This window comes from Vibrio mexicanus (assembly GCF_001012815.1).
Lineage (GTDB): Bacteria > Pseudomonadota > Gammaproteobacteria > Enterobacterales > Vibrionaceae > Vibrio > Vibrio mexicanus.
The window spans coordinates 1-19,820 of the sequence record NZ_JYJP01000066.1; the positions used below are offsets into that span (position 1 = coordinate 1).

General features: G+C 45.5%; 19 protein-coding genes, 1 tRNA gene and 2 pseudogenes. 9 read left to right on the forward strand and 13 right to left on the reverse strand.

Annotation, left to right across the window (positions count from 1 at the left end; genetic code table 11):
* The 10 genes and pseudogenes from UA76_RS09665 to folB form a co-directional block, all read right to left on the reverse strand.
* Positions 1-295: LysM peptidoglycan-binding domain-containing protein (locus tag UA76_RS09665; RefSeq protein WP_420340912.1), on the reverse strand; the 295-nt coding region annotated here is incomplete at its 3' end.
* Positions 296-310: 15 nt separating this feature from the next.
* A pseudogene (locus UA76_RS09670) lies at positions 311-936 on the reverse strand (protein-L-isoaspartate(D-aspartate) O-methyltransferase).
* Positions 937-938: 2 nt separating this feature from the next.
* On the reverse strand, positions 939-1,697 hold the full coding sequence (surE, locus tag UA76_RS09675; protein WP_047045407.1) for a 5'/3'-nucleotidase SurE: 759 nt from the start codon (positions 1,695-1,697) through the stop codon (positions 939-941).
* Entirely contained in the window at positions 1,694-2,740 is a 1,047-nt protein-coding gene (gene truD / locus UA76_RS09680; RefSeq protein WP_047045410.1) for a tRNA pseudouridine(13) synthase TruD, read from the reverse strand. The genes surE and truD overlap by 4 nt, the downstream gene beginning before the upstream one ends.
* 48 nt (positions 2,741-2,788) lie before the next feature.
* Positions 2,789-3,268, reverse strand: coding sequence for a 2-C-methyl-D-erythritol 2,4-cyclodiphosphate synthase (ispF, locus tag UA76_RS09685; protein WP_047045412.1), 480 nt, complete (start codon positions 3,266-3,268; stop codon positions 2,789-2,791).
* 13 nt (positions 3,269-3,281) lie between these two features.
* Entirely contained in the window at positions 3,282-3,989 is a 708-nt protein-coding gene (gene ispD, locus UA76_RS09690; protein WP_047045414.1) for a 2-C-methyl-D-erythritol 4-phosphate cytidylyltransferase, read from the reverse strand.
* A 1-nt stretch (position 3,990) separates the two neighbouring features.
* Positions 3,991-4,272 carry a cell division protein FtsB gene (gene ftsB / locus UA76_RS09695; protein ID WP_047045482.1) on the reverse strand — a complete coding sequence of 94 codons (282 nt, stop codon included), beginning with the start codon at positions 4,270-4,272 and terminating at the stop codon, positions 3,991-3,993.
* Between the two features lie 97 nt (positions 4,273-4,369).
* Positions 4,370-5,173 carry an undecaprenyl-diphosphate phosphatase gene (locus tag UA76_RS09700; protein WP_047045417.1) on the reverse strand — a complete coding sequence of 268 codons (804 nt, stop codon included), beginning with the start codon at positions 5,171-5,173 and terminating at the stop codon, positions 4,370-4,372.
* Positions 5,174-5,222: 49 nt separating this feature from the next.
* Complete coding sequence (folK, locus tag UA76_RS09705) at positions 5,223-5,726, reverse strand: 2-amino-4-hydroxy-6-hydroxymethyldihydropteridine diphosphokinase (protein WP_047045420.1); 504 nt, start codon at positions 5,724-5,726, stop codon at positions 5,223-5,225.
* Positions 5,723-6,076: a bifunctional dihydroneopterin aldolase/7,8-dihydroneopterin epimerase gene (folB, locus tag UA76_RS09710; protein WP_047045423.1), complete on the reverse strand. Its 354-nt coding sequence runs from the start codon at positions 6,074-6,076 to the stop codon at positions 5,723-5,725. The genes folK and folB overlap by 4 nt, the downstream gene beginning before the upstream one ends.
* Positions 6,077-6,268: 192 nt before the next feature.
* Between folB and plsY the strand changes: the two genes are divergently transcribed.
* The gene (gene plsY, locus UA76_RS09715; RefSeq protein ID WP_047045425.1) at positions 6,269-6,883 is read left to right on the forward strand and encodes a glycerol-3-phosphate 1-O-acyltransferase PlsY; all 615 of its coding nucleotides are present in this window, start codon (positions 6,269-6,271) and stop codon (positions 6,881-6,883) included.
* Positions 6,884-6,937: 54 nt separating this feature from the next.
* Here the strand turns inward: plsY and UA76_RS09720 are convergent, their stop codons facing one another.
* Together UA76_RS09720 and tsaD are read right to left on the reverse strand one after the other, a co-directional pair.
* Entirely contained in the window at positions 6,938-7,753 is an 816-nt protein-coding gene (locus UA76_RS09720) for an alpha/beta fold hydrolase (protein ID WP_047045429.1), read from the reverse strand.
* A gap of 152 nt (positions 7,754-7,905) precedes the next feature.
* Entirely contained in the window at positions 7,906-8,922 is a 1,017-nt protein-coding gene (gene tsaD, locus UA76_RS09725) for a tRNA (adenosine(37)-N6)-threonylcarbamoyltransferase complex transferase subunit TsaD (RefSeq protein ID WP_047045431.1), read from the reverse strand.
* A gap of 228 nt (positions 8,923-9,150) precedes the next feature.
* Here tsaD and rpsU point away from each other — a divergent pair, with 228 nt between their 5' ends.
* The 5 genes and pseudogenes from rpsU to UA76_RS09750 all read left to right on the forward strand — a co-directional run bounded on the left by rpsU (position 9,151) and on the right by UA76_RS09750 (position 13,882).
* Positions 9,151-9,366 (forward strand): 30S ribosomal protein S21, encoded by a 216-nt coding sequence (gene rpsU / locus UA76_RS09730; RefSeq protein ID WP_001145625.1) that lies wholly within the window; start codon positions 9,151-9,153, stop codon positions 9,364-9,366.
* Between the two features lie 26 nt (positions 9,367-9,392).
* Positions 9,393-9,836 (forward strand): GatB/YqeY domain-containing protein, encoded by a 444-nt coding sequence (locus UA76_RS09735; RefSeq protein ID WP_047045437.1) that lies wholly within the window; start codon positions 9,393-9,395, stop codon positions 9,834-9,836.
* A gap of 111 nt (positions 9,837-9,947) precedes the next feature.
* Positions 9,948-11,699, forward strand: a pseudogene (gene dnaG / locus UA76_RS09740) (DNA primase).
* 98 nt (positions 11,700-11,797) lie between these two features.
* Positions 11,798-13,651, forward strand: a complete 1,854-nt coding sequence (gene rpoD / locus UA76_RS09745; RefSeq protein WP_047045439.1) for an RNA polymerase sigma factor RpoD — start codon at positions 11,798-11,800, stop codon at positions 13,649-13,651.
* Positions 13,652-13,806: 155 nt separating this feature from the next.
* A tRNA-Ile gene (locus UA76_RS09750) sits at positions 13,807-13,882 on the forward strand.
* A 91-nt stretch (positions 13,883-13,973) separates the two neighbouring features.
* Here UA76_RS09750 and UA76_RS09755 read toward each other — a convergent pair.
* On the reverse strand, positions 13,974-15,608 hold the full coding sequence (locus tag UA76_RS09755) for a methyl-accepting chemotaxis protein (RefSeq protein WP_047045442.1): 1,635 nt from the start codon (positions 15,606-15,608) through the stop codon (positions 13,974-13,976).
* Between the two features lie 422 nt (positions 15,609-16,030).
* Between UA76_RS09755 and UA76_RS09760 the strand changes: the two genes are divergently transcribed.
* The 3 genes from UA76_RS09760 (at position 16,031) to UA76_RS09770 (ending at position 19,805) form a co-directional block, all read left to right on the forward strand.
* On the forward strand, positions 16,031-17,266 hold the full coding sequence (locus tag UA76_RS09760; RefSeq protein WP_047045447.1) for a hypothetical protein: 1,236 nt from the start codon (positions 16,031-16,033) through the stop codon (positions 17,264-17,266).
* A gap of 5 nt (positions 17,267-17,271) precedes the next feature.
* Positions 17,272-17,646 carry a hypothetical protein gene (locus UA76_RS09765; protein ID WP_047045451.1) on the forward strand — a complete coding sequence of 125 codons (375 nt, stop codon included), beginning with the start codon at positions 17,272-17,274 and terminating at the stop codon, positions 17,644-17,646.
* Positions 17,647-17,987: 341 nt separating this feature from the next.
* On the forward strand, positions 17,988-19,805 hold the full coding sequence (locus UA76_RS09770; RefSeq protein ID WP_047045455.1) for a lysophospholipid acyltransferase family protein: 1,818 nt from the start codon (positions 17,988-17,990) through the stop codon (positions 19,803-19,805).
* Positions 19,806-19,820 lie beyond the last annotated feature (15 nt).

The window sequence follows — 19,820 nt, forward strand, 5'->3', positions numbered from 1 at the left end:
CTGTGCCACCAAAGGCTGGGGCTTGATAGGCAGGGCGCCAAAGATTGAGTTTTTGTCCAGGATGGATGGTATAAGGGGCACTTAAGTTGTTGTAACGAATGATTTCATTTACATCTTTATCTGTGACGTACGCTATAAAGTATAATGTATCGCCTTTCTGAACCTCGTAGTAACTACCGCGATAACTGCCGCGTTGGATGGAGTCATAGTTTTTGTTCAGGCTGGTCACAGGCGCAGGTGTACTTGCAGTACACCCAACTAGTGCACTGAACATCAGTAAAACAAAAACTCTCATCCATGAACTCATAGTTTAAGCTAGATCACCAGCAACCAAAGGGACAAATCTAACTGTCTCAATCACTTCCGATGAAAATTGATCACCTGTTCGTACTATTTTAAGCAGCTGTTGATCTTCTTCCCCAACAGGGATCATCATGATTCCACCGTCAGCTAATTGATTTAGCAATGACTCAGGAATCGCATTGCTGCCGCCGTGACAATAATGGCATCAAACGGGCCTTTTGATGCCCATCCTTTCCAACCATCTCCATGCTTAGTGGACACATTGTAGATATCCAACTGCTTTAGACGACGTTTAGCATCCCATTGAAGTGATTTTATACGTTCGACAGAATAAACATGATCGACCAACTGCGCGAGCACTGCAGTTTGATAACCCGACCCTGTTCCAATTTCTAAAACCCGACTGTTTTGAGTCAAGTTTAGGAGCTCCGTCATCTTCGCGACAATGTAAGGCTGGGAAATGGTCTGCCCCTGACCAATCGGCAGAGCATTATTATCGTACGCTTGATGCATCATTGCTTGAGAGACGAAACTCTCTCTCGGCAGACGATAGATTGCATCCAACACTTGTTGATTTGTAATGCCACTCGCGACAAGAAATTCTCTCAGTCTGTCGGCATGTGGGTTTACCATGTTTACTCTTCCTTCAACCAATTATCCATCGCACGTAATGACTCGTGTGCAGTCAAGTCTACTTGTAGTGGTGTTACTGAGATATATCCATGCTCTGTTGCATAGAAATCGGTTCCTTCGCCCGCATCTTGCTCTTTGCCTGGAGGCCCGAGCCAATAAATATCATGCCCGCGAGGATCTTGCTGCTTAATCATACTTTCCGCGTGATGACGCGCACCTAATCGAGTCACTAGAGTGCCTTTTACATCATCATTCGACAAATCAGGAATGTTAATGTTCAACAGTCGATTGGTGGGGATTGGGCGACGAATATGTTGTTCAACCACTTTGCGAGCAACGCGTGCAGCGGTTGCAAAGTTAACTTTTCCCACCAACGAAAAAGCGACAGACTGAACACCTAAAAAATGCCCTTCCATCGCTGCTGCGACCGTCCCTGAATAGAGCACATCATCACCGAGGTTTGCACCGTGATTAATACCAGATAGCACTAAATCGGGCAGGTCATCTTTCATCAACTCATTCAACGCAAAATGAACACAGTCTGTTGGTGTACCTTGCACCGAGTAAACCTTGTCAGCAATTTCACTGACACGTAGAGGCTGCTCTAAAGTCAAAGAGTTAGAGGCGCCACTGCGATTACGATCGGGAGCCACTATAGTGACATCGGCCATATCTCGAAGTTCATCCGCCAAAGCATGTATACCTTGCGCGTGGACACCATCATCATTACTGATCAGAATTTTTAGCTTGGCGCTGCTCATGAATAAACACGTTCCACTTCTATTTCTTCTACTAACTCTCGTACGATAGACGTCGCAAAGCAACCTGCATCTAATGCAAAGCGAAGTACGATGTTGTCACCTTGCGCTTCCCATTGTAAACCTTCAGGCACAAGTGATATTGCTCGACGTTCGTGGCGCATGCGGTTGCCACGAATTAATGCCATTAAGTCAGGTTCTGCATCTAAGTGGGGTTGCTCGAGTTCTAACGCTTTCTCAGAAGTTGGCAGTTGATTATCACCCGCCATTGCCGCACTGATTTCTGCAATGCCCTGAGCAACTTTCTCATTCAGTTCTGCAATATTGCTCGTATCCACAATCACACGTTCTTCAGTTGCTAAAGCAATATCACCTTCAACCAGCGTAGAGAAAATAGATTGTTCGATGCGATCAGAAACGATTTGGTTAAAGATCCAAGAGCGCGCCGCTGACAGATATAAACTTCGCTTGTTTTGATTACGAGTGCGTACATTTTCACGGCCCCATCGACGTGCTTCGTCAAGGTTGTTTCCGCCATTACCAAAGCGCTGCGCCCCGAAATAATTAGGTACACCTGTCTTAGCAATCGACTCCAAACGCTGCAATACATCATGCACGTCGGTAACTTCAGACAGAGTCAATTCGAAACTGTTCCCTTGTAGATCGCCCGGTCGCAACTTCTTGTTGTGACGATCTGTTGCAAGGATTTCAACACTTGGGTAGGCCGCCAAGAATTCACTAAAGTCCGGTGTTTCACCTTTCGGAAGGTGAACGCTAAGCCACTGCTCGGTCACAGCATGGCGATCTTTTAACCCTGCCCAGCTGACATCTTTAGACTTCACGCCGCAAGCTTTTGCCAATTCGTTGGCCACAAAACTGGTGTTCTCACCGGTTTTACGGATACGAACCATCAAATGCTCACCAGAACCGGTGAAATCAAAACCAAGGTTTTCGACAACCTTGAAGTGCTCTGGTTTAGCTTTAATTTTTGCTTTCGCGACTGGCTTACCTGACAAGTAAGCAAGCGAGGAGAGAATATCACTCATGTTATTTTCCGTTGCTCTAAGTTACTGCTCGATTGAGCAACTTTGCTTTTAATTTTGCTTCATCAGTACCACAACCGCTTCGGTTGCAATACCTTCTTTGCGACCTGTGAAACCCAACTTTTCGGTCGTTGTCGCTTTCACATTTACATTGCCAAGATCGGTTTCAAGATCTTGTGCAATGGTTTTACACATCGCTTGGATATGAGGCGCCATCTTAGGTGCCTGCGCAATGATAGTAATATCGGCGTTACCCAATACATAGCCTTGCTCTTTTACCAAACGATAAACATCTCTAAGTAAAGCTCGGCTGTCTGCACCTTTCCACTTATCGTCGGTATCGGGGAAGTGACGGCCAATATCTCCTTGAGCGATAGCGCCAAGCAGCGCATCGGATAACGCATGCAGTGCCACATCACCGTCAGAATGGGCAATCAAACCTTGCTCATAAGGAACGGCAACGCCACCAATAATAACTGGGCCTTCTCCACCAAACTTGTGTACGTCAAAGCCGTGACCAATTCGAATCATTTCGTATTCCTTGTTAGATATTTCGCTGCAAGTAGAAGGTGGCAAGATCCAAGTCTTCAGGCTGAGTCACCTTGATATTGTCGGCTCTCCCAGCCACCAAAAGCGGTGAGAATCCTGCCCATTCAAATGCCGACGCTTCGTCGGTAATCGTTACTTGCTTGTCTAATGCAGCGGTTAGAAGTTTTCGCAGTTCCACTGCTGGGAACATTTGCGGTGTGAGCGCATGCCACATCGCACTTCTATCCAGTGTTTGTTCAATTTGATTATTATGATTCGACCGCTTCATCGTGTCTCGCACAGGGGCCGCTAATATACCGCCACAGCAGTCAGACTGCTCTACGGATTCGATGAGCTGGCTAATGTCTTGATGCGAAACGCATGGGCGCGCAGCATCGTGAACCAATACCCAGTCAGACAGCTGATTTTCAACCACATATTCTAATGCTGAGACCACCGAGTCGGCGCGCTCTTTTCCGCCAGATACTTGAACCACATCTGGATGTTGAGCGATCGCAAGCTCAGGAAAATAGGGGTCACCATCGGTAATGGCAATCACTACTTGAGAGACAGCAGGGTGAGATAACAGCTTATTCACTGTGTGTTCGAGAATGGTCGACTGACCAATTGTAAGGTATTGCTTAGGCTTACCTGCTTTCATTCGGCTTCCTACACCCGCCGCAGGGACGATGGCAGTAATATAGCCAGAAGGCTGAGTCGTCATGTTAATGAATTTCCTCACCGATTAGACGATAAAACGTCTCCCCTTCCTTCACAAGACCAAGCTCATGGCGAGCTCGTTCTTCAATCGCATCAAGCCCCTGACGAAGATCATCGATCTCGGCAAACATCTCGTTATTACGATTTTGCAGACTTGCATTCACTTGTTGCTGGACTTGTATTTCATCCGACACCGCATTGAATTCAGCAATGCCATTTTTACCCAGCCACAGTGTGTACTGGAGCCAGCCTAAAATTGCGATCAATGTAAGAGCAAATATTCGCATGAAATCTATCGTCAGAAAGAGGTCAAAGAGAGACCACATATATACCATAACGCGTTGTTATTCGCGAGATGCTAACTATGTGGCCGATGAATTCAGATTAGTTCGCCAATAAGAAAGCGAACAGGCCAACACCCAGAATAAGACGGTAAATGACAAATGGTGTCATGCCCATGCGAGAAATCAGTTTCAAGAAGTAGTGAATACAGATGTAGGCACTAATAAATGACACCACAACGCCTGTGAAAAGCGGTCCAATCAGGATCGGCTCGCCACTTGTGACTAGCTTAAGGCCTAAATAACCACCAGCCAGCAGAATAATTGGAATCGACATGAGGAATGAGAACCGCGCGGCAGCTTCACGAGTGAAACCTAGATAGAGCGCTGCGGTAATTGTCGCGCCAGAGCGAGACGTACCTGGGATCATCGCCATGGCCTGCGCTACACCAATAAATAGTGCTTTTTTCCAAGTGGCTTGGTGCTCATCAAACTCAAGGCTTGATCGTTTGTCTGCCCACCACAGCAAAAGACCGAATACGATCGTTGTGGTGGCGATCACGTAGGCACTACGTAAGTAGATCTCAATGATGTCTTTCATGAACAGACCGAAGACACAGGCAGGGATCGTTGCGAGAATGATCATCCAGGCCAACTTAGCTTCTTTGCTGCGGTCGCCTTTAAAGATCGAACCAAAGAAGGCGCTCAGCAAAGCGATCACTTCTGAACGGAAGTAGATAATAACCGCGGCCAAAGTACCTACGTGTACCGCGACATCAAAAGCAAGTCCTTGATCATCCCAGCCCAAAACAGCCGAAGGAAGAATCAAGTGCGCAGAGCTCGATACTGGTAAGAACTCTGTAATGCCCTGAATCAAGGCTAAAATAAACGCTTCAAAATAGCTCATATATAACTCTAATACTTAAAAAGTCACTGTCGAAATAATGGGTGATGAGTTAAACCGCAACTGGCATGGATTCAAACCAAAGTTCGACAGCACGTAAAGTTTCTTCACCCTGAACAAGTTGCTGTAACTGACGCACGGTTCGGCCATCACTCGGGATGATCTTATCAGGGCATAACTCACTAAGTGGCAAAGTGACAAACGGATACTTGTAGATATCATCGCGTGGCAACTTAGGTTCCACTGTCGAAGTGCGCTCACCGAATAAAATGATATCAAGATCTATGGTGCGATCTTGAAACTTCTGCGCGGCCGCTGGGCGCCCCAACTCAAGTTCGATATCTCGTAGTTGCTGCTGAAAATGCTCATAGGAAGCAGAAGTCGACACTTCAGCAACCAGATTATAGAAAGGACTGCTTTCAAACCCGACCGATGCACATTCATAGACGGTAGATAAGCGAACTGAGTCAGCAATCTCTTGCAGTGCAAAAATAGCCGCTTCAATACTCGCTTCTCTATTTACATTGGTGCCAATACCAATGTAGGCAGTGGTCATAACGAGCCTCTTTCGATGATCACACCCACGCCTTTTGCTTGCGCCACAGCGCCCGGTTTGGTTAAGCGGATCTTAACCCAAGGCACATTGAACTGATCGCGAATGATCGCAGCGATCTCTTCAGCAACTCGCTCTACTAATAGGAAGCGACCGCCTTCAATGTGATTAAGAACAGCTTCGCTCACCTTTGAGTAATCAAGCGCATCAACCACATCATCACTTTTGCCTGCTGGGCGGTTGTCGTGCGCCATTTCGATATCGAGAACTAACTTCTGCTTGATCTCTTGTTCCCAGTCATACACGCCAATCGTTGTGATAACTTCTAACTGCTCAATAAACACTTTATCCATTGCAGATCTCTATCCTTACAGGTCGGATACCCAAAATGGGTAAAAAATCGTATTATTCGGTGTAATCGCGATATGATATCAATTAGTTGCTCAATGAGCATTATTTTCAACTTATTGCTACCGACAAACGATTTCTGAAACCAAACTATTTCTTAAATAAACTAACGCTAAAGGCTACCTACAGAAACATCCATGACGCTACTCGTACTCGTTTTGATCATTTGTGCCTATTTACTGGGGTCTATCTCCAGTGCGGTACTGATCTGCAGAGTTGCTAGATTGCCGGATCCTCGCAGTGTAGGGTCACAAAACCCAGGTGCAACAAACGTACTTAGGATTGGCGGTAAGAAAGCGGCCATCGCGGTACTGCTGTGTGACATGCTCAAAGGCACAATTCCTGTCTGGGGTGCCTATTTCTTAGAGATCGATGCATTCATGCTCGGACTCATCGCAATCTCGGCTTGTTTAGGGCACATGTACCCGATTTTCTTTCACTTCAAAGGTGGAAAGGGAGTGGCAACAGCGCTTGGTGCCATCGCGCCCATTGGCCTTGATTTAACGGGCATGCTTGTGGTCACTTGGCTTACTATTGTCTTCTTGTTTAAGTACTCCTCGTTAGCCGCTCTTGTCACCGTGCTACTCGCCCCTTTCTACACTTGGCTAGTCAAACCACAATACACATTACCTGTTGCCATGCTGTGCTGTTTGATTGTATTGAGACACCATCAGAATATTAAGCGCCTGTTAGATGGTACCGAGCCTAAAATCGGCGAGAAGAAAGCCCAATTAGAAAAAGCCTCGCACTAGGTCAACGGAACCCAGGGCGAGGCTTTCAACGTTCACATTAGCCGTTCAAACTGGCTATTGATAAACCCGCTCAAGGAATCGTTCGAGCATCTCATTAACCACATCCGGCTGTTCTAAATTACTGATATGACCCGCTGATGGAATTTCGACTAGTTCAGAGCCCGTAATGCAGTCATGCATTAAGTAAGACTCCAATGGCGTTCGAGCTTTATCTTGTTGCCCAACGGCAATGAGTACTGGTAAAGCAAACTTCTCTACCTCTTCAATCAAATCTCGGCGGCCAAACACCATTCGGCCAACATCGGCAATTCCAACCGCTCGCTCACCCTGAATATCACCCAAAGATTGCTCAAAGTTCTTAACAAGTTCGCTGTCTGTATTAAGCGTATCTTCAGCAAAGAAGAGTGGCACAATGGCCTTGCTAAGTTCTTGAGGAATCGCTTGAGCAGCTTTAACCGCATCTAACATGGCAAAGTATTTAGCGTGAGTAACCTGAGGTTCTAAGCCAACGAATGTATCCATTAGAACCAAAGATTTAACTCTTTGTGGCGCTTGAACCGCGAGTTCGCTGCCCCACATGCCGCCAACAGACAATCCGACAATTGAAAACTCGCTAACCTCTAATGAATCCAACAAGCTCAGAACTTGCGTTGCATAATCAGTCAGGTTACGACAACTGCTTGGCGCAATGTCGCTTTCCCCATGCGCCCATAAATCTGGGACGATACAACGGTAACGCTGACTCAAGTGTTCCACTTGAGGAGCCCACATGCCGCTGTCCCATAAATAGCTATGGCCAAATATCAGAACAGGCCCTTGTCCAATATCAAGGTAGCGCATGTTCTGTCCATCAACAGAGAATGTCTTCATCTTCGATTCCATTTAAGACTTCCGTTTGTGAATGAGTTGCGGCGCTTTACTCTATATTGAGAAACGCCATTTAAAAGCAATATAAAGAAGAAACGGCCACGAATGCAGCCGTTTTCTTTTCTGAGTTATCTTAGCAATGCTATCTCAGTAATCTATTTAATTGGCTCTAGCTGATCAATTGGCCAGCGCGGCGTTGCTTGAACCGATAGATCGACCGTGTCGCCATTTTTCAAACGCTGCATACCTGCATAAGCGATCATGGCACCGTTGTCAGTACAGAACTCTGTGCGTGGGTAGTACACTTCCCCGCCCATTTTATCCGCCAGTGTTTTTAGCTCGGCGCGCAGGCGTCGGTTCGCACTCACACCGCCCGCCATTACAATGCGCTTCAAGCCAGTCTGCTCTAGAGCACGCTTACATTTGATTGCCAATGTCGCGCACACCGCTTCTTCAAACGCTAACGCAATATCAGCACGGGTTTGCTCATCATCACCATTTGCTGCAATTGTATTGGCGGTAAACGTCTTCAAACCAGAGAAGCTCATATCTAAGCCTGGGCGATCGGTCATTGGTCTTGGGAATTTGAAACGACCTGGCGTGCCTTTTTCCGCAAGCTTAGATAATAGAGGGCCACCAGGGTAATCAAGCCCCATCAGTTTTGCGGTTTTATCGAAAGCTTCACCCGCTGCATCATCAATCGATTCACCCAAAATGGTGTACTCACCAATGCTGCGCACTTCAACAATCATTGAGTGACCGCCCGAAACCAGTACGGCAACAAACGGGAATGGAGGTGGGTTATCTTCTAGCATCGGCGCTAAAAGGTGGCCTTCCATATGATGCACAGGAACGGCTGGTACATCCCAAGCGTAAGCTAGGCTGCGGCCAATCGTCGCACCAACAAGCAGTGCACCTACTAGGCCTGGGCCTGCTGTATAAGCAATACCATCAATATCGTCTGACGTAAGATTGGCTTCTGCTAGTGCAGCTTTAATAAGAGGGATAGTCTTCTTAACATGATCACGAGAAGCAAGTTCAGGTACTACGCCGCCGTAATCGGCATGCAGTTTCACCTGACTATATAGCTTATGAGCTAGCAATCCTTTGTGTTCATCGTAGATAGCAATTCCTGTTTCATCACAGGATGTTTCAATACCAATAATGCGCATAATGTTCTCGGCACGCTGTGTGTAGATTTCTGAATTGGCGCAATCTTACCTTGCCTTCCATCAGCAAACAAATTTTGTACAGACTATAATCGACAAAGTGCTTTACAAAGGCACTGTGATCGGATTAAAATTCCGCACCATTTTTGATCAAGCTGGTTATTGACCGAACATTAAGAGTTTAGTCCTAAGTTGCCAGCGTTAACGAATAACCCCTGAGGTGAAAGGCATATGCCAGTAGTTAAAGTACGTGAAAACGAACCGTTCGACGTTGCTCTACGTCGTTTCAAGCGCTCTTGCGAAAAAGCAGGTATCCTTTCTGAAGTGCGTCGTCGTGAGCACTATGAAAAACCAACTACAGTTCGCAAACGCGCTAAAGCAGCAGCTCAAAAGCGTCACGCTAAGAAGCTAGCTCGCGAAAACGCTCGTCGCGTTCGCCTGTACTAATAACTAGGTCCGATTAGGAATTAGTTATGGCTCTTATTGATACTCTCAAAGAAGAGCAAAAATTAGCGATGAAAGCCAAGGACAAACCGCGCCTTGGCACTATCCGTTTAGCTCTATCAGCTATCAAGCAACGTGAAGTCGATGAACAGATTACTCTGTCTGACGACGACATTCTTGCTGTACTGGTAAAAATGGTTAAACAACGTCGCGACTCTGTGGCTCAATATGAATCTGCTGGTCGTCAAGATCTAGCTGAAGTTGAGCAAGCTGAAATTGCCGTACTTGAGGAATTTATGCCTCAACCACTGACAGATGAAGAAGTAATCGCACTAATTGAAGCTGCAATTACTGAGTCTGGTGCAGCGGGCATGCAAGACATGGGTAAGGTAATGGGCGTGCTTAAGCCTCAAATTCAAGGGCGCGCAGATATGGGTAAAATTAGTGGTTTAGTTCGCTCTAAACTGGCTTAATTCCCAGTCCCATTTGCAACAAGCCGTGCTATCCTTTGGACGCACGGCTTGTTTGTATCTACTTGATTATGTAGTTTATTCACTTATACAAGTGCATTTTTCTAAGGTTTTATGGCAGGACACATCCCACGTAGCTTCATCGATGACCTCCTCGCTCGACTTGATATCGTCGATATCATTGACGCACGCGTAAAACTTAAGAAAAAAGGCAAAAACTACAGCGCCTGTTGCCCTTTCCACAACGAAAAAACTCCCTCATTCAGCGTAAGCCAAGAAAAGCAGTTCTATCACTGTTTTGGTTGCGGAGCGCATGGTAATGCCATCGACTTCGTCATGGAATATGAGCGCCTAGAATTTGTTGAAGCGATTGAAGAGCTTGCATCTTTCCTAGGACTTGATGTTCCAAGAGAGCAACGCAGTGGCGGTTATAGCACGCAACCAAGAGCCAATACCGAGCAAAAGCGCAACCTTTACGACATGATGGGCAGCATTGCTCAGTTCTACCAAAATCAATTGAAAGCCGCGAGCAGTAAAGTGGCGATTGATTATTTGAAAGAGCGTGGCCTATCAGGCGAAATCGTTCAAAAATTTGGTATTGGTTATGTGGCTGATGAGTGGGACTTAGTTCGTAAGAACTTTGGCCAGCAGAAAGACACTCAAGACATGCTCGTCGCTGGCGGTATGCTGATCGAAAACGACAAAGGCAATCGCTACGATCGTTTTCGTGGCCGAGTCATGTTCCCAATTCGTGATCGACGCGGGCGTGTTATCGGGTTTGGTGGACGCGTTCTCGGCGATGGTACGCCCAAGTATCTCAACTCGCCTGAAACGCCAATCTTCCATAAGGGTAAAGAGCTTTATGGCTTGTATGAAGTGATGCAAGCCTACCGCGAGCCGCCGCAAGTGCTTGTCGTTGAAGGTTATATGGATGTTGTCGCGCTGGCGCAATATGGCGTGGACTACTCGGTTGCATCATTGGGTACATCGACGACTGGCGATCATATCCAACTGTTATTCCGCCAAACCAACACTGTTGTATGTTGTTATGACGGTGATAGAGCCGGTAAAGAAGCGGCTTGGCGCGCGTTAGAGAATGCACTTCAGTACCTAAAAACTGGCAACACATTAAAATTCCTATTTTTGCCCGATGGCGAAGATCCAGATAGCTATATTCGAAAGCATGGTAAAGAAGCCTTTGAACAACAAGTTCAACAAGCTACACCACTCTCAAGCTATCTGTTTGAAAACTTGATCGAGTTACACCAGATAAACTTGGGAACAACCGAGGGTAAGTCAGCACTTCGCGCGCATGCAAGTGGCCTGATCGACAAGATCCCAGATATCTACTTCCAAGAGTTACTGGAAAAACTGCTCGATGAAAGAACCGGATTTGACAATCAATTACGTCAGTCTCGCAAGGCCGTAAAAGAAACGCGACCTCAGCCACATAAAGAGATTAAGCGTACACCGATGCGCGAAGTAATTGCTTTGCTAATCCAAAATCCGAGCTATGCTGAAATGGTACCTGATCTCTCCAGTGTGAGAGAGATATCATTACCAGGGCTAAGTTTATTGGTCGAGGTGCTTGAATATTGTCAAGCGCGTCCCCATATCAACACCGGCCAACTGCTAGAAAGCTGGCGAAATAGGCAACATGAGACACTTCTGTCTCGTCTCGCGGGCTGGGAAATCCCCTCGATGAAGACAATCAAGAAGATATATTTTTAGATTCATTGGACAAGATTCTTGCCCAAATGCGTCGAAAAACAAATTGAAAACCTGCAAGCTAAAGATAGAAGTGTCGGTTTATCAACCGAAGAAAGAAGGGAGCTGCTAGCTTTGATGCTAGATTTGAAAGCGTAACCCTGTCTGATTAGTCAGCAATGAATAAATTTGTTAGTATTCGTGGTTTGCAATTCGCATACTAAATCCGTCACCAGATACGAAGTTGGATACCGTCTATGGATCAAAATCCGCAGTCACAGCTAAAAACACTTGTCATTAAAGGCAAAGAACAAGGCTATCTGACCTACGCAGAAGTAAACGACCACCTACCAGCAGAGATCGTAGACTCTGAACAGGTAGAAGACATCATTCAGATGATCAACGACATGGGTATCAAGGTAGTAGAAACTGCACCTGATGCTGATGATCTTGCGCTCAATGATGATGACACCATTACAGATGAAGACGCTGCGGAAGCTGCAGCGGCTGCGCTTTCTAGTGTAGAAAATGAAATTGGCCGTACCACTGACCCTGTCCGCATGTACATGCGTGAAATGGGTACCGTTGAGCTACTGACTCGTGAAGGCGAGATCGACATTGCGAAACGTATTGAAGATGGTATCAACCAAGTTCAGCTTTCTGTTGCTGAATACCCAGGCACTATCCCTTACATCCTAGAGCAGTTTGACAAAGTTCAAGCTGAAGAGCTGCGTCTAACAGATCTTATCAGCGGCTTCGTTGACCCAGATGACGATGGTACTGCAGCGCCTACGGCAACGCACATCGGTTCTGAACTTGCTGAAGCTGAACTTGCTGAAGAAGATGAAGAAGACGCAGAAGATTCTGAAGATTCAGAGGACGAGGAAGAGGAAGATACAGGTATTGATCCTGAACTTGCTCTAGAGAAGTTCACTGAACTACGTAACACGTACCAAAATCTTCAGCTTGCGATCAATGAACACGGTGCTGAGAGCGAAAAAGCGTCTCAAGCGACCGGCCTTGTTCAAGAAGTATTCAAAGAGTTCCGCTTAACGCCGAAACAGTTCGATTACCTAGTTGATGAACTGCGTACTTCGATGGATCGCGTGCGTACTCAAGAACGTTTGATCATGCGTCAAACTGTTGAATACGGCAAAATGCCGAAGAAATCATTCATCGCGCTATTCACTGGCAACGAGTCAAGCGAAGCTTGGTTGGATGAAGTATTGGCTTCTGACAAGCCATACGCAGAAAAAGTGAAGCGTAACGAAGATGACATTCGTCGTAGCATTCAAAAGCTAAAGATCATTGAAGAAGAAACTTCTTTAACTGTTCAAAGCATCAAAGACATCAGCCGTCGTATGTCTATCGGTGAAGCGAAAGCACGCCGTGCGAAGAAAGAGATGGTTGAAGCGAACTTACGTCTAGTAATCTCTATCGCTAAGAAATACACCAACCGTGGCCTACAGTTCTTGGATCTGATCCAAGAAGGTAACATCGGTCTGATGAAAGCGGTAGATAAGTTCGAATACCGTCGTGGTTACAAGTTCTCGACTTACGCAACGTGGTGGATCCGTCAGGCAATCACACGTTCAATCGCAGACCAAGCACGTACGATTCGTATTCCGGTACACATGATCGAAACGATCAACAAACTAAACCGTATCTCTCGTCAAATGCTGCAAGAGATGGGTCGTGAGCCGTTACCGGAAGAGTTGGCAGAGCGTATGCAAATGCCAGAAGACAAGATTCGTAAAGTTCTGAAAATCGCTAAAGAGCCAATCTCAATGGAGACGCCAATCGGTGACGACGAAGATTCGCATCTAGGTGATTTCATCGAAGATACAACGCTAGAGCTACCGTTAGACTCAGCAACATCTGGCAGCCTGAAAGTAGCGACAAAAGATGTACTGGCTGGCCTAACGCCACGTGAAGCAAAAGTACTTCGTATGCGTTTCGGTATCGACATGAACACTGACCACACTCTTGAAGAGGTAGGTAAGCAGTTCGATGTTACTCGTGAGCGTATCCGTCAGATCGAAGCGAAAGCACTGCGCAAACTTCGTCACCCAAGCCGCTCAGAAACACTGCGCAGTTTCCTAGACGAGTAAGCAAGTTTGAGACGAACAATGAACTGAATAAAAGGTGAGCATCTGCTCACCTTTTTTGTTCGTAGAGCATTTAAGTGGATAAAAACTAAGCGCAATTGCCATGGTTAGTGGGTAGACACCTTCCATTGCATCCCCTATAATCGTCCATCTAATTTGGCCCCTTAGCTCAGTGGTTAGAGCAGTCGACTCATAATCGATTGGTCCGCAGTTCAAGTCTGCGAGGGGCCACCAAATTTGAAAAGGCGTAGCAGGTTAATCCCTACTACGCCTTTTTTGCATTTAATGATTGTGGGTGTTGTTGTGGGTGCAGTTAGTCTTTCTATCAAGCTAACTTGAAGCGATTAATCATGTCCACCAGCACCGTTGAAACCTTGTGCAGTGACTGACTTGCACTGGCCATTTGGCTTGACTCTTCCGACACCGATGCCGACATATCTCTCAAGCTCACCACATTTCGGTTAATATCATTTACCGTCACTGTTTGCTCTTCCGCAGCGGTTGCAATGTGCTCGTTCATTGCTTCAATCGTTTGTACTTCACTATCGATTGTATTTAACGCCGCACTGGCTCTCTCAGACAGAGAAGCCACATCATTGGCTTTATCGAACCCTTTCGACATTAGCTTGACCACATCTTCCGAGCCTACCTGAAGCTTCTCGACAATAGACTGAATCTCTAGGGTTGATTCTTGAGTTCGAACAGACAGAGTACGAACCTCGTCGGCCACGACTGCAAATCCTCGACCTTGCTCACCAGCTCGCGCCGCTTCGATTGCAGCATTCAACGCCAACAAATTGGTTTGCTCCGCAACGCCTCTGATCACTTCCAGTACAGTATCCACATTCCTTGCATCCGCAGACAACTGCTCTACCACATCACTAGCATTGTGCATGTCAGAAGCCAGCTCTTTGGATTGCTCCATGTTCTGACCGACGATCGATTGGCTATTGAGAGTCTCTTTGGCGGCAAGTTGGCTAGCATCGTTGGCTTCAACCGTGCGACCTGCTACTTCCTCAACCGTGGCTAACATTTGTGTCATCGCCGTTGCTAGCTGGTCTACATCGTTTTGCTGCTGAGCTAGGCTGTCATCAATTGCATGAACCGAATGATGCATTTGGCTGACTGAACTGGAGACTTGTGACGCCGAGTCACTCACGGAAAGCATGATCGATTGAATCGATCCAACAAACTGATTGAAGTATCGCGCGAGATCACGCAGTTCAGAGCTACCCTCTTCCACTAGGCGTTGGGTCAGATCTCCTTCACCTTTTGACAGGTTTTCCATTGCTCGAACGGTACGCTTTAATGGCGAAGTGATGGTTTTAATAAAGAAAGCGACAACGGTAAATAGGCCGATTAAGATCATGGTCGCATTGCTCAGCGAGATCCATTCCGCCCGCTCGATATCCCCTTGCAGTGCCTCCATATTGATCCCGCTGCCGATCATCCACTCCCAAGGTTGAAAGAAGCTCGCATAGCTGGTTTTTGGATCGGTTGTCCCTTTATCTGGATTTGCCCATTCATAATCGACAAACCCTCCACCATTGTACGCAGACTGATACAGCTCTCTAACAAATTTCTTGCCCGAACTATCGGTAAGATCCATTATGTTCTTACCAACAAGTGACTTTACACCTGACGCTATTTGTACTCCAGTTTCGTCAGCAACAAAAATGTAGTTACCTCCATCAAATCGCATAGAAGAAATAGCAGACAGAGCCAACTGCTGTGCTTGTTCAGTTGTAAGCCCTCCCGATATCGATTGTTCATGATAATAAGCGACAATGCCTTGTGCGCTTTCCACTAAAGCAATCACGCCTTTCTCATAGTTATCTCGCATTAAATCTCGTGTCTTAATCGCATCAAGCACTACACACGCCAGTAACCCAACGGCAAACATAACTAAAATAGACCAAGCTCTTGTCGCGATAGACACCTTGTGAATCTTATCTAACATCGTATCCCCCTAACCTTGCATAACATTATCGTTGTGCATTAACTCTTTTCTCACTAGAAGGTAGCAGGTGAATTTGACGGCAAATTGTTAATTATTCACATAATTGATGACAAATACTCCAGTTGATAAATATCACAATATAAATACATGAGATTAAAGCGCATACCCATTTAGAGGTATATAGACAATTATTAAATATCAAAAAAAGAACCTATATCAATTAGAAATAAGATCATTTTATTGCTCTCGATCTTAATAATAAGATGAAGACAAAGCGATAGTTTCTAATTTTTCGTAAAGTAGCGACATTCAAAGGATTGATAGGTCAAATAACAGCAATGCCCTCATATGGAACTGTCACGGTAAGAACCTTCTCGCCCATTAGAACGCCACTGAATACACATAGCGAACTTAGAGCGTCTATGTCAGCAGACGAACATCAAGATCTAAAACATCAATTAGAGGATATACTTTTACCTCACTTCGCACGTTTTGACGGTAATGTCTCGAATGGCTATACCAACATCAATAGTGATAATCACCCATATTTCTTTCAACCGATTTATTCGGGGCATGTCGACCTTATTGATTTCGATGGCTTGATTACCCAACGGCAAGAGTATTCGTGGTGGAAGCACTCGCTACTAAAACAGTGCGTTATTCATTTCTTTGACGATTCAATAGCGATACTCGAAATGCAAATCGATATCTCTATAAACAGTGAGCAGGAAGCTGAGTATTTTGGTTCAGGCGAGCTCGATAGCGATCTCACAAAGCTAATCAAGCAGCTCTACAATACATCTATTTATCCCAAGTTTGGGTTGGTCTCCGATGCACTTAACGCCAAGCAGCTTATCAATGTCATTCAACCGAAGGATTTTAAGATCTTTAATGACATCAACTATAACGATAAAACGCCAAGTGATGAGGCCGTGCTTTGGAGTGGTAGAGTCATCTTCCAGCCGCCAAATAGCCCTGTTCAACAACAAACAATGCTCAAGCAATGGGTTGGCGCAGAAGACGACGTCGAGATAGATCGTCACTACATTGGTTCGGGTAACTCTTTAGTTGTCGAGTACAAAGAGATAGATTCCTGGTCACGAGTACAACGCATTTGCCAAGCGTATAATGCAATCTTATATCTCCTTAATACCAAGCTAAAACAAAAGTATTCCCAGCTAGCCCAATATGACGAAAAACGAAACACACGTAAAAGGAAGTTGAATAACCTACTCAGGCAATCAATACGCTCTCTTGAACACATCGAATTTTGTAAGCTGGAATTTAATGATGCGCATATAGGAACCCAAGCTTATCGGTCTGTACTGCTCAGTGAAATCATTGAAGCATGGCAACTCAATCAGCTACAAGAACTGACAATTAAGCGTGCTAATCTCATCAAGTCGAGAATTGATGCTATGTTAGAGGAGCAGCAAGCTGCTATTAACAAAACGGTTGAGTACCTACTTTCTGGCATTGGTTGCTTAGCGATCATTGATCTGATGATAAGCCTGGTCTCCACCTCTAAATCGCTGGAAGAGGATCATGTGCCAGGACTGTTTGATCTATTTCGAACAATGCCACAAGATGGCTCTTCTTGGCTATCAGTCCTACTGGTTATTGCCATCTTTGTTTATCTCTACCGAATTAGGACTTAATCTCTATGGAACAGACATCTCAGCGAATACGCTACATCGCCATTTTTACTGTTGAAGAAGCGGTGACCGAGCAAGCGTGTAATAGTCTTGGTCAGAGACTGTCAGAATCTTTTGGTGGTGTTACTGTCTTCACCGGAGAAGGCTGCAATGGCTTTTGGTCGAAAAACGCCAACGAGTATCTCGCTCGCTATAGTGCCGAAGTAAAAAAAGAACGAGTTATCATAATACAACTTTCAGTGATGCCCGATTCAGCCAAACAGGCTCTTGAAAGTTTGAAAATGAACATCACTCAGATCTGCAACGATCTCAACGCTTCAACTCAATATGTTCATATCGAAAGCGAAACCGTCACCGCTCATCACTTCAAACTTACTTGTTGAGCATAATAAATACTCAACAAATAAAAACGGGAGCTAAGGCTCCCGTTTATTCCAGATAGCAAAACGAAGGTTTAGTTGACTTATATAGTTATGTGCGTTTACCCGCACTTTTCAATGTAGCAGCTTTCAACAAAGTATAATAACCAATGCGTATGTTTTGTGAGCAATAAATTATTTAATCTTATGAAATAATGTCTATTGCATCTTTCCCGGCGACTAATACGCAAATGAAACAGACTTCATAAATCTGTCACAGACCAGTCATTGCATCCTCATCAAACTGACTCTGAACTGTAAAGAAGCTTTCCTAGGATCAAACTGTCAAGTTAGCAGAGGTCATTATGGAAACTATTAACCCTTTTCGTTTACCACGTGTCACACCTTTTGGTGTGGGTGAGAACATTGCCGAATGGGCAACAGGGCTAAGCAAACTAGGAAAGTACTACCATCAGCGCCCAGCAGGCTGCAGCACCGAAGAATTCCTGCGTTTCACGTTAGAAGTGCTAGGCATCGATTATCAAATTTCTCGCGGCAGTTTAGATAACATTCCAAAGTGCGGCGCTACCGTGATCGTTGCAAACCACCCTTTAGGATGTGTTGAAGGCGTTATTCTTGCCGAACTGCTTCTAATGATTCGTAAAGACATCAAAATACTCGCTAACCAATATTTAAAGACCGTTCCTGAATTAGAAAAGCTATTCATCGGCGTGGATGTGTTCGACTCGGAAAGTGCGCACAAATCGAATATGAAGGCACTGAGAGATGCGAATCGCCATTTAGAAGAAGGCGGCCTGCTGCTTATGTTCCCTGCAGGCGAAGTCTCTCACTTGGTCGGTGAAAAGCAGCCACGTCAAAAGAAAAAACAGCGACTGGAAGATAAAGACTGGAACCGATCAGTGAGCATGCTGATCCACAAACACAAAGCCGCGACGGTACCGGTTTACATTGATGGCGCGAACTCAAAGCCATTCTATCTCGCCGCTAAGATCCATCCTATGCTTCGCACCTTAATGCTTGGCAGAGAGCTACTTAATAAGCAGTCGACAGAAATCGGCCTGTCGATTGGTGATGTGATCAAATACAAAGAGATCAAACAGCTTTCAAACACGCAGTTGGTTAACTACCTGAGATTGAATACTTATCTGCTAAATCGTCACGATCAAAGTCCGCTGTCAGTCCACTCTGACCAAGAGTCCGAACTGCTGCCGGTTGCCAACCCTCTCCCTACCAATGAGATACTGGACGATATCAACAGGCTTCCGGAGAGTGACCATCTACTCTCGAGTGGTGAGTTTGATGTCTACTGCACCAGTGCAGACAACATCCCTTCTCTACTGCATGAAATTGGCAGAATGAGAGAAGTTAACTTCCGTGCGGTTGGTGAAGGCACTGGCCTTGCGATCGACATTGATGAATTTGACCGTGACTACCAGCACCTGTTTGTTTGGAACAGAGAAAAAAATAATTTGGTTGGCGCCTATCGTTTAGGGTTTATCGACAAGCTGATAGAGAAAAAGGGCCTAGGTGGCCTCTACTCTCGCACTTTGTTTGACTACGATGACGACTTCTTAAAAACCATGGGCAAATCCATCGAGATGGGACGCTCAGTTATTGCTCAGGAATACCAAAGAAGCATGAGCGCATTACTACTTCTTTGGAAGGGAATCGCGACTTACGTTTCCAACAATCCCGACTATACCCATCTGTTTGGTCCAGTAAGTATCAGTAACGACTATAGCGACCATGCAAGAAAGCTTCTGATCGATACGATCAAGCTGCACTATTACGATGCCGACAGTTCTGAGTACGTCAAACCAACAAACCCTTGGCCAGCGAGCGACAATGATTGGAACAGACAACAGCTTTCGGCACTTGATGACCTACAACTTCTTTCTCGCGTCATTTCCCGTTTAGACAAGGGTAAAACAGTGCCTGTACTGCTCAGACAATACCTATCACTCAACGGCAAGATCGTCTCATTCAACATCGATCCAAACTTCAACAATGCTCTAGACGGCCTGATTGTGGTGGATCTTCGTGATGTCGAACCTAAAACATTGGCGCGCTACATGGGTGTTGGCCAAGCTACCGATACCTTGAGTACCATAGAGAAGAGTTCGAAGACCTCAGCTTGGTCGGTTGATAAACTTAGACGTTAAAAGCTCAAAGGCGAG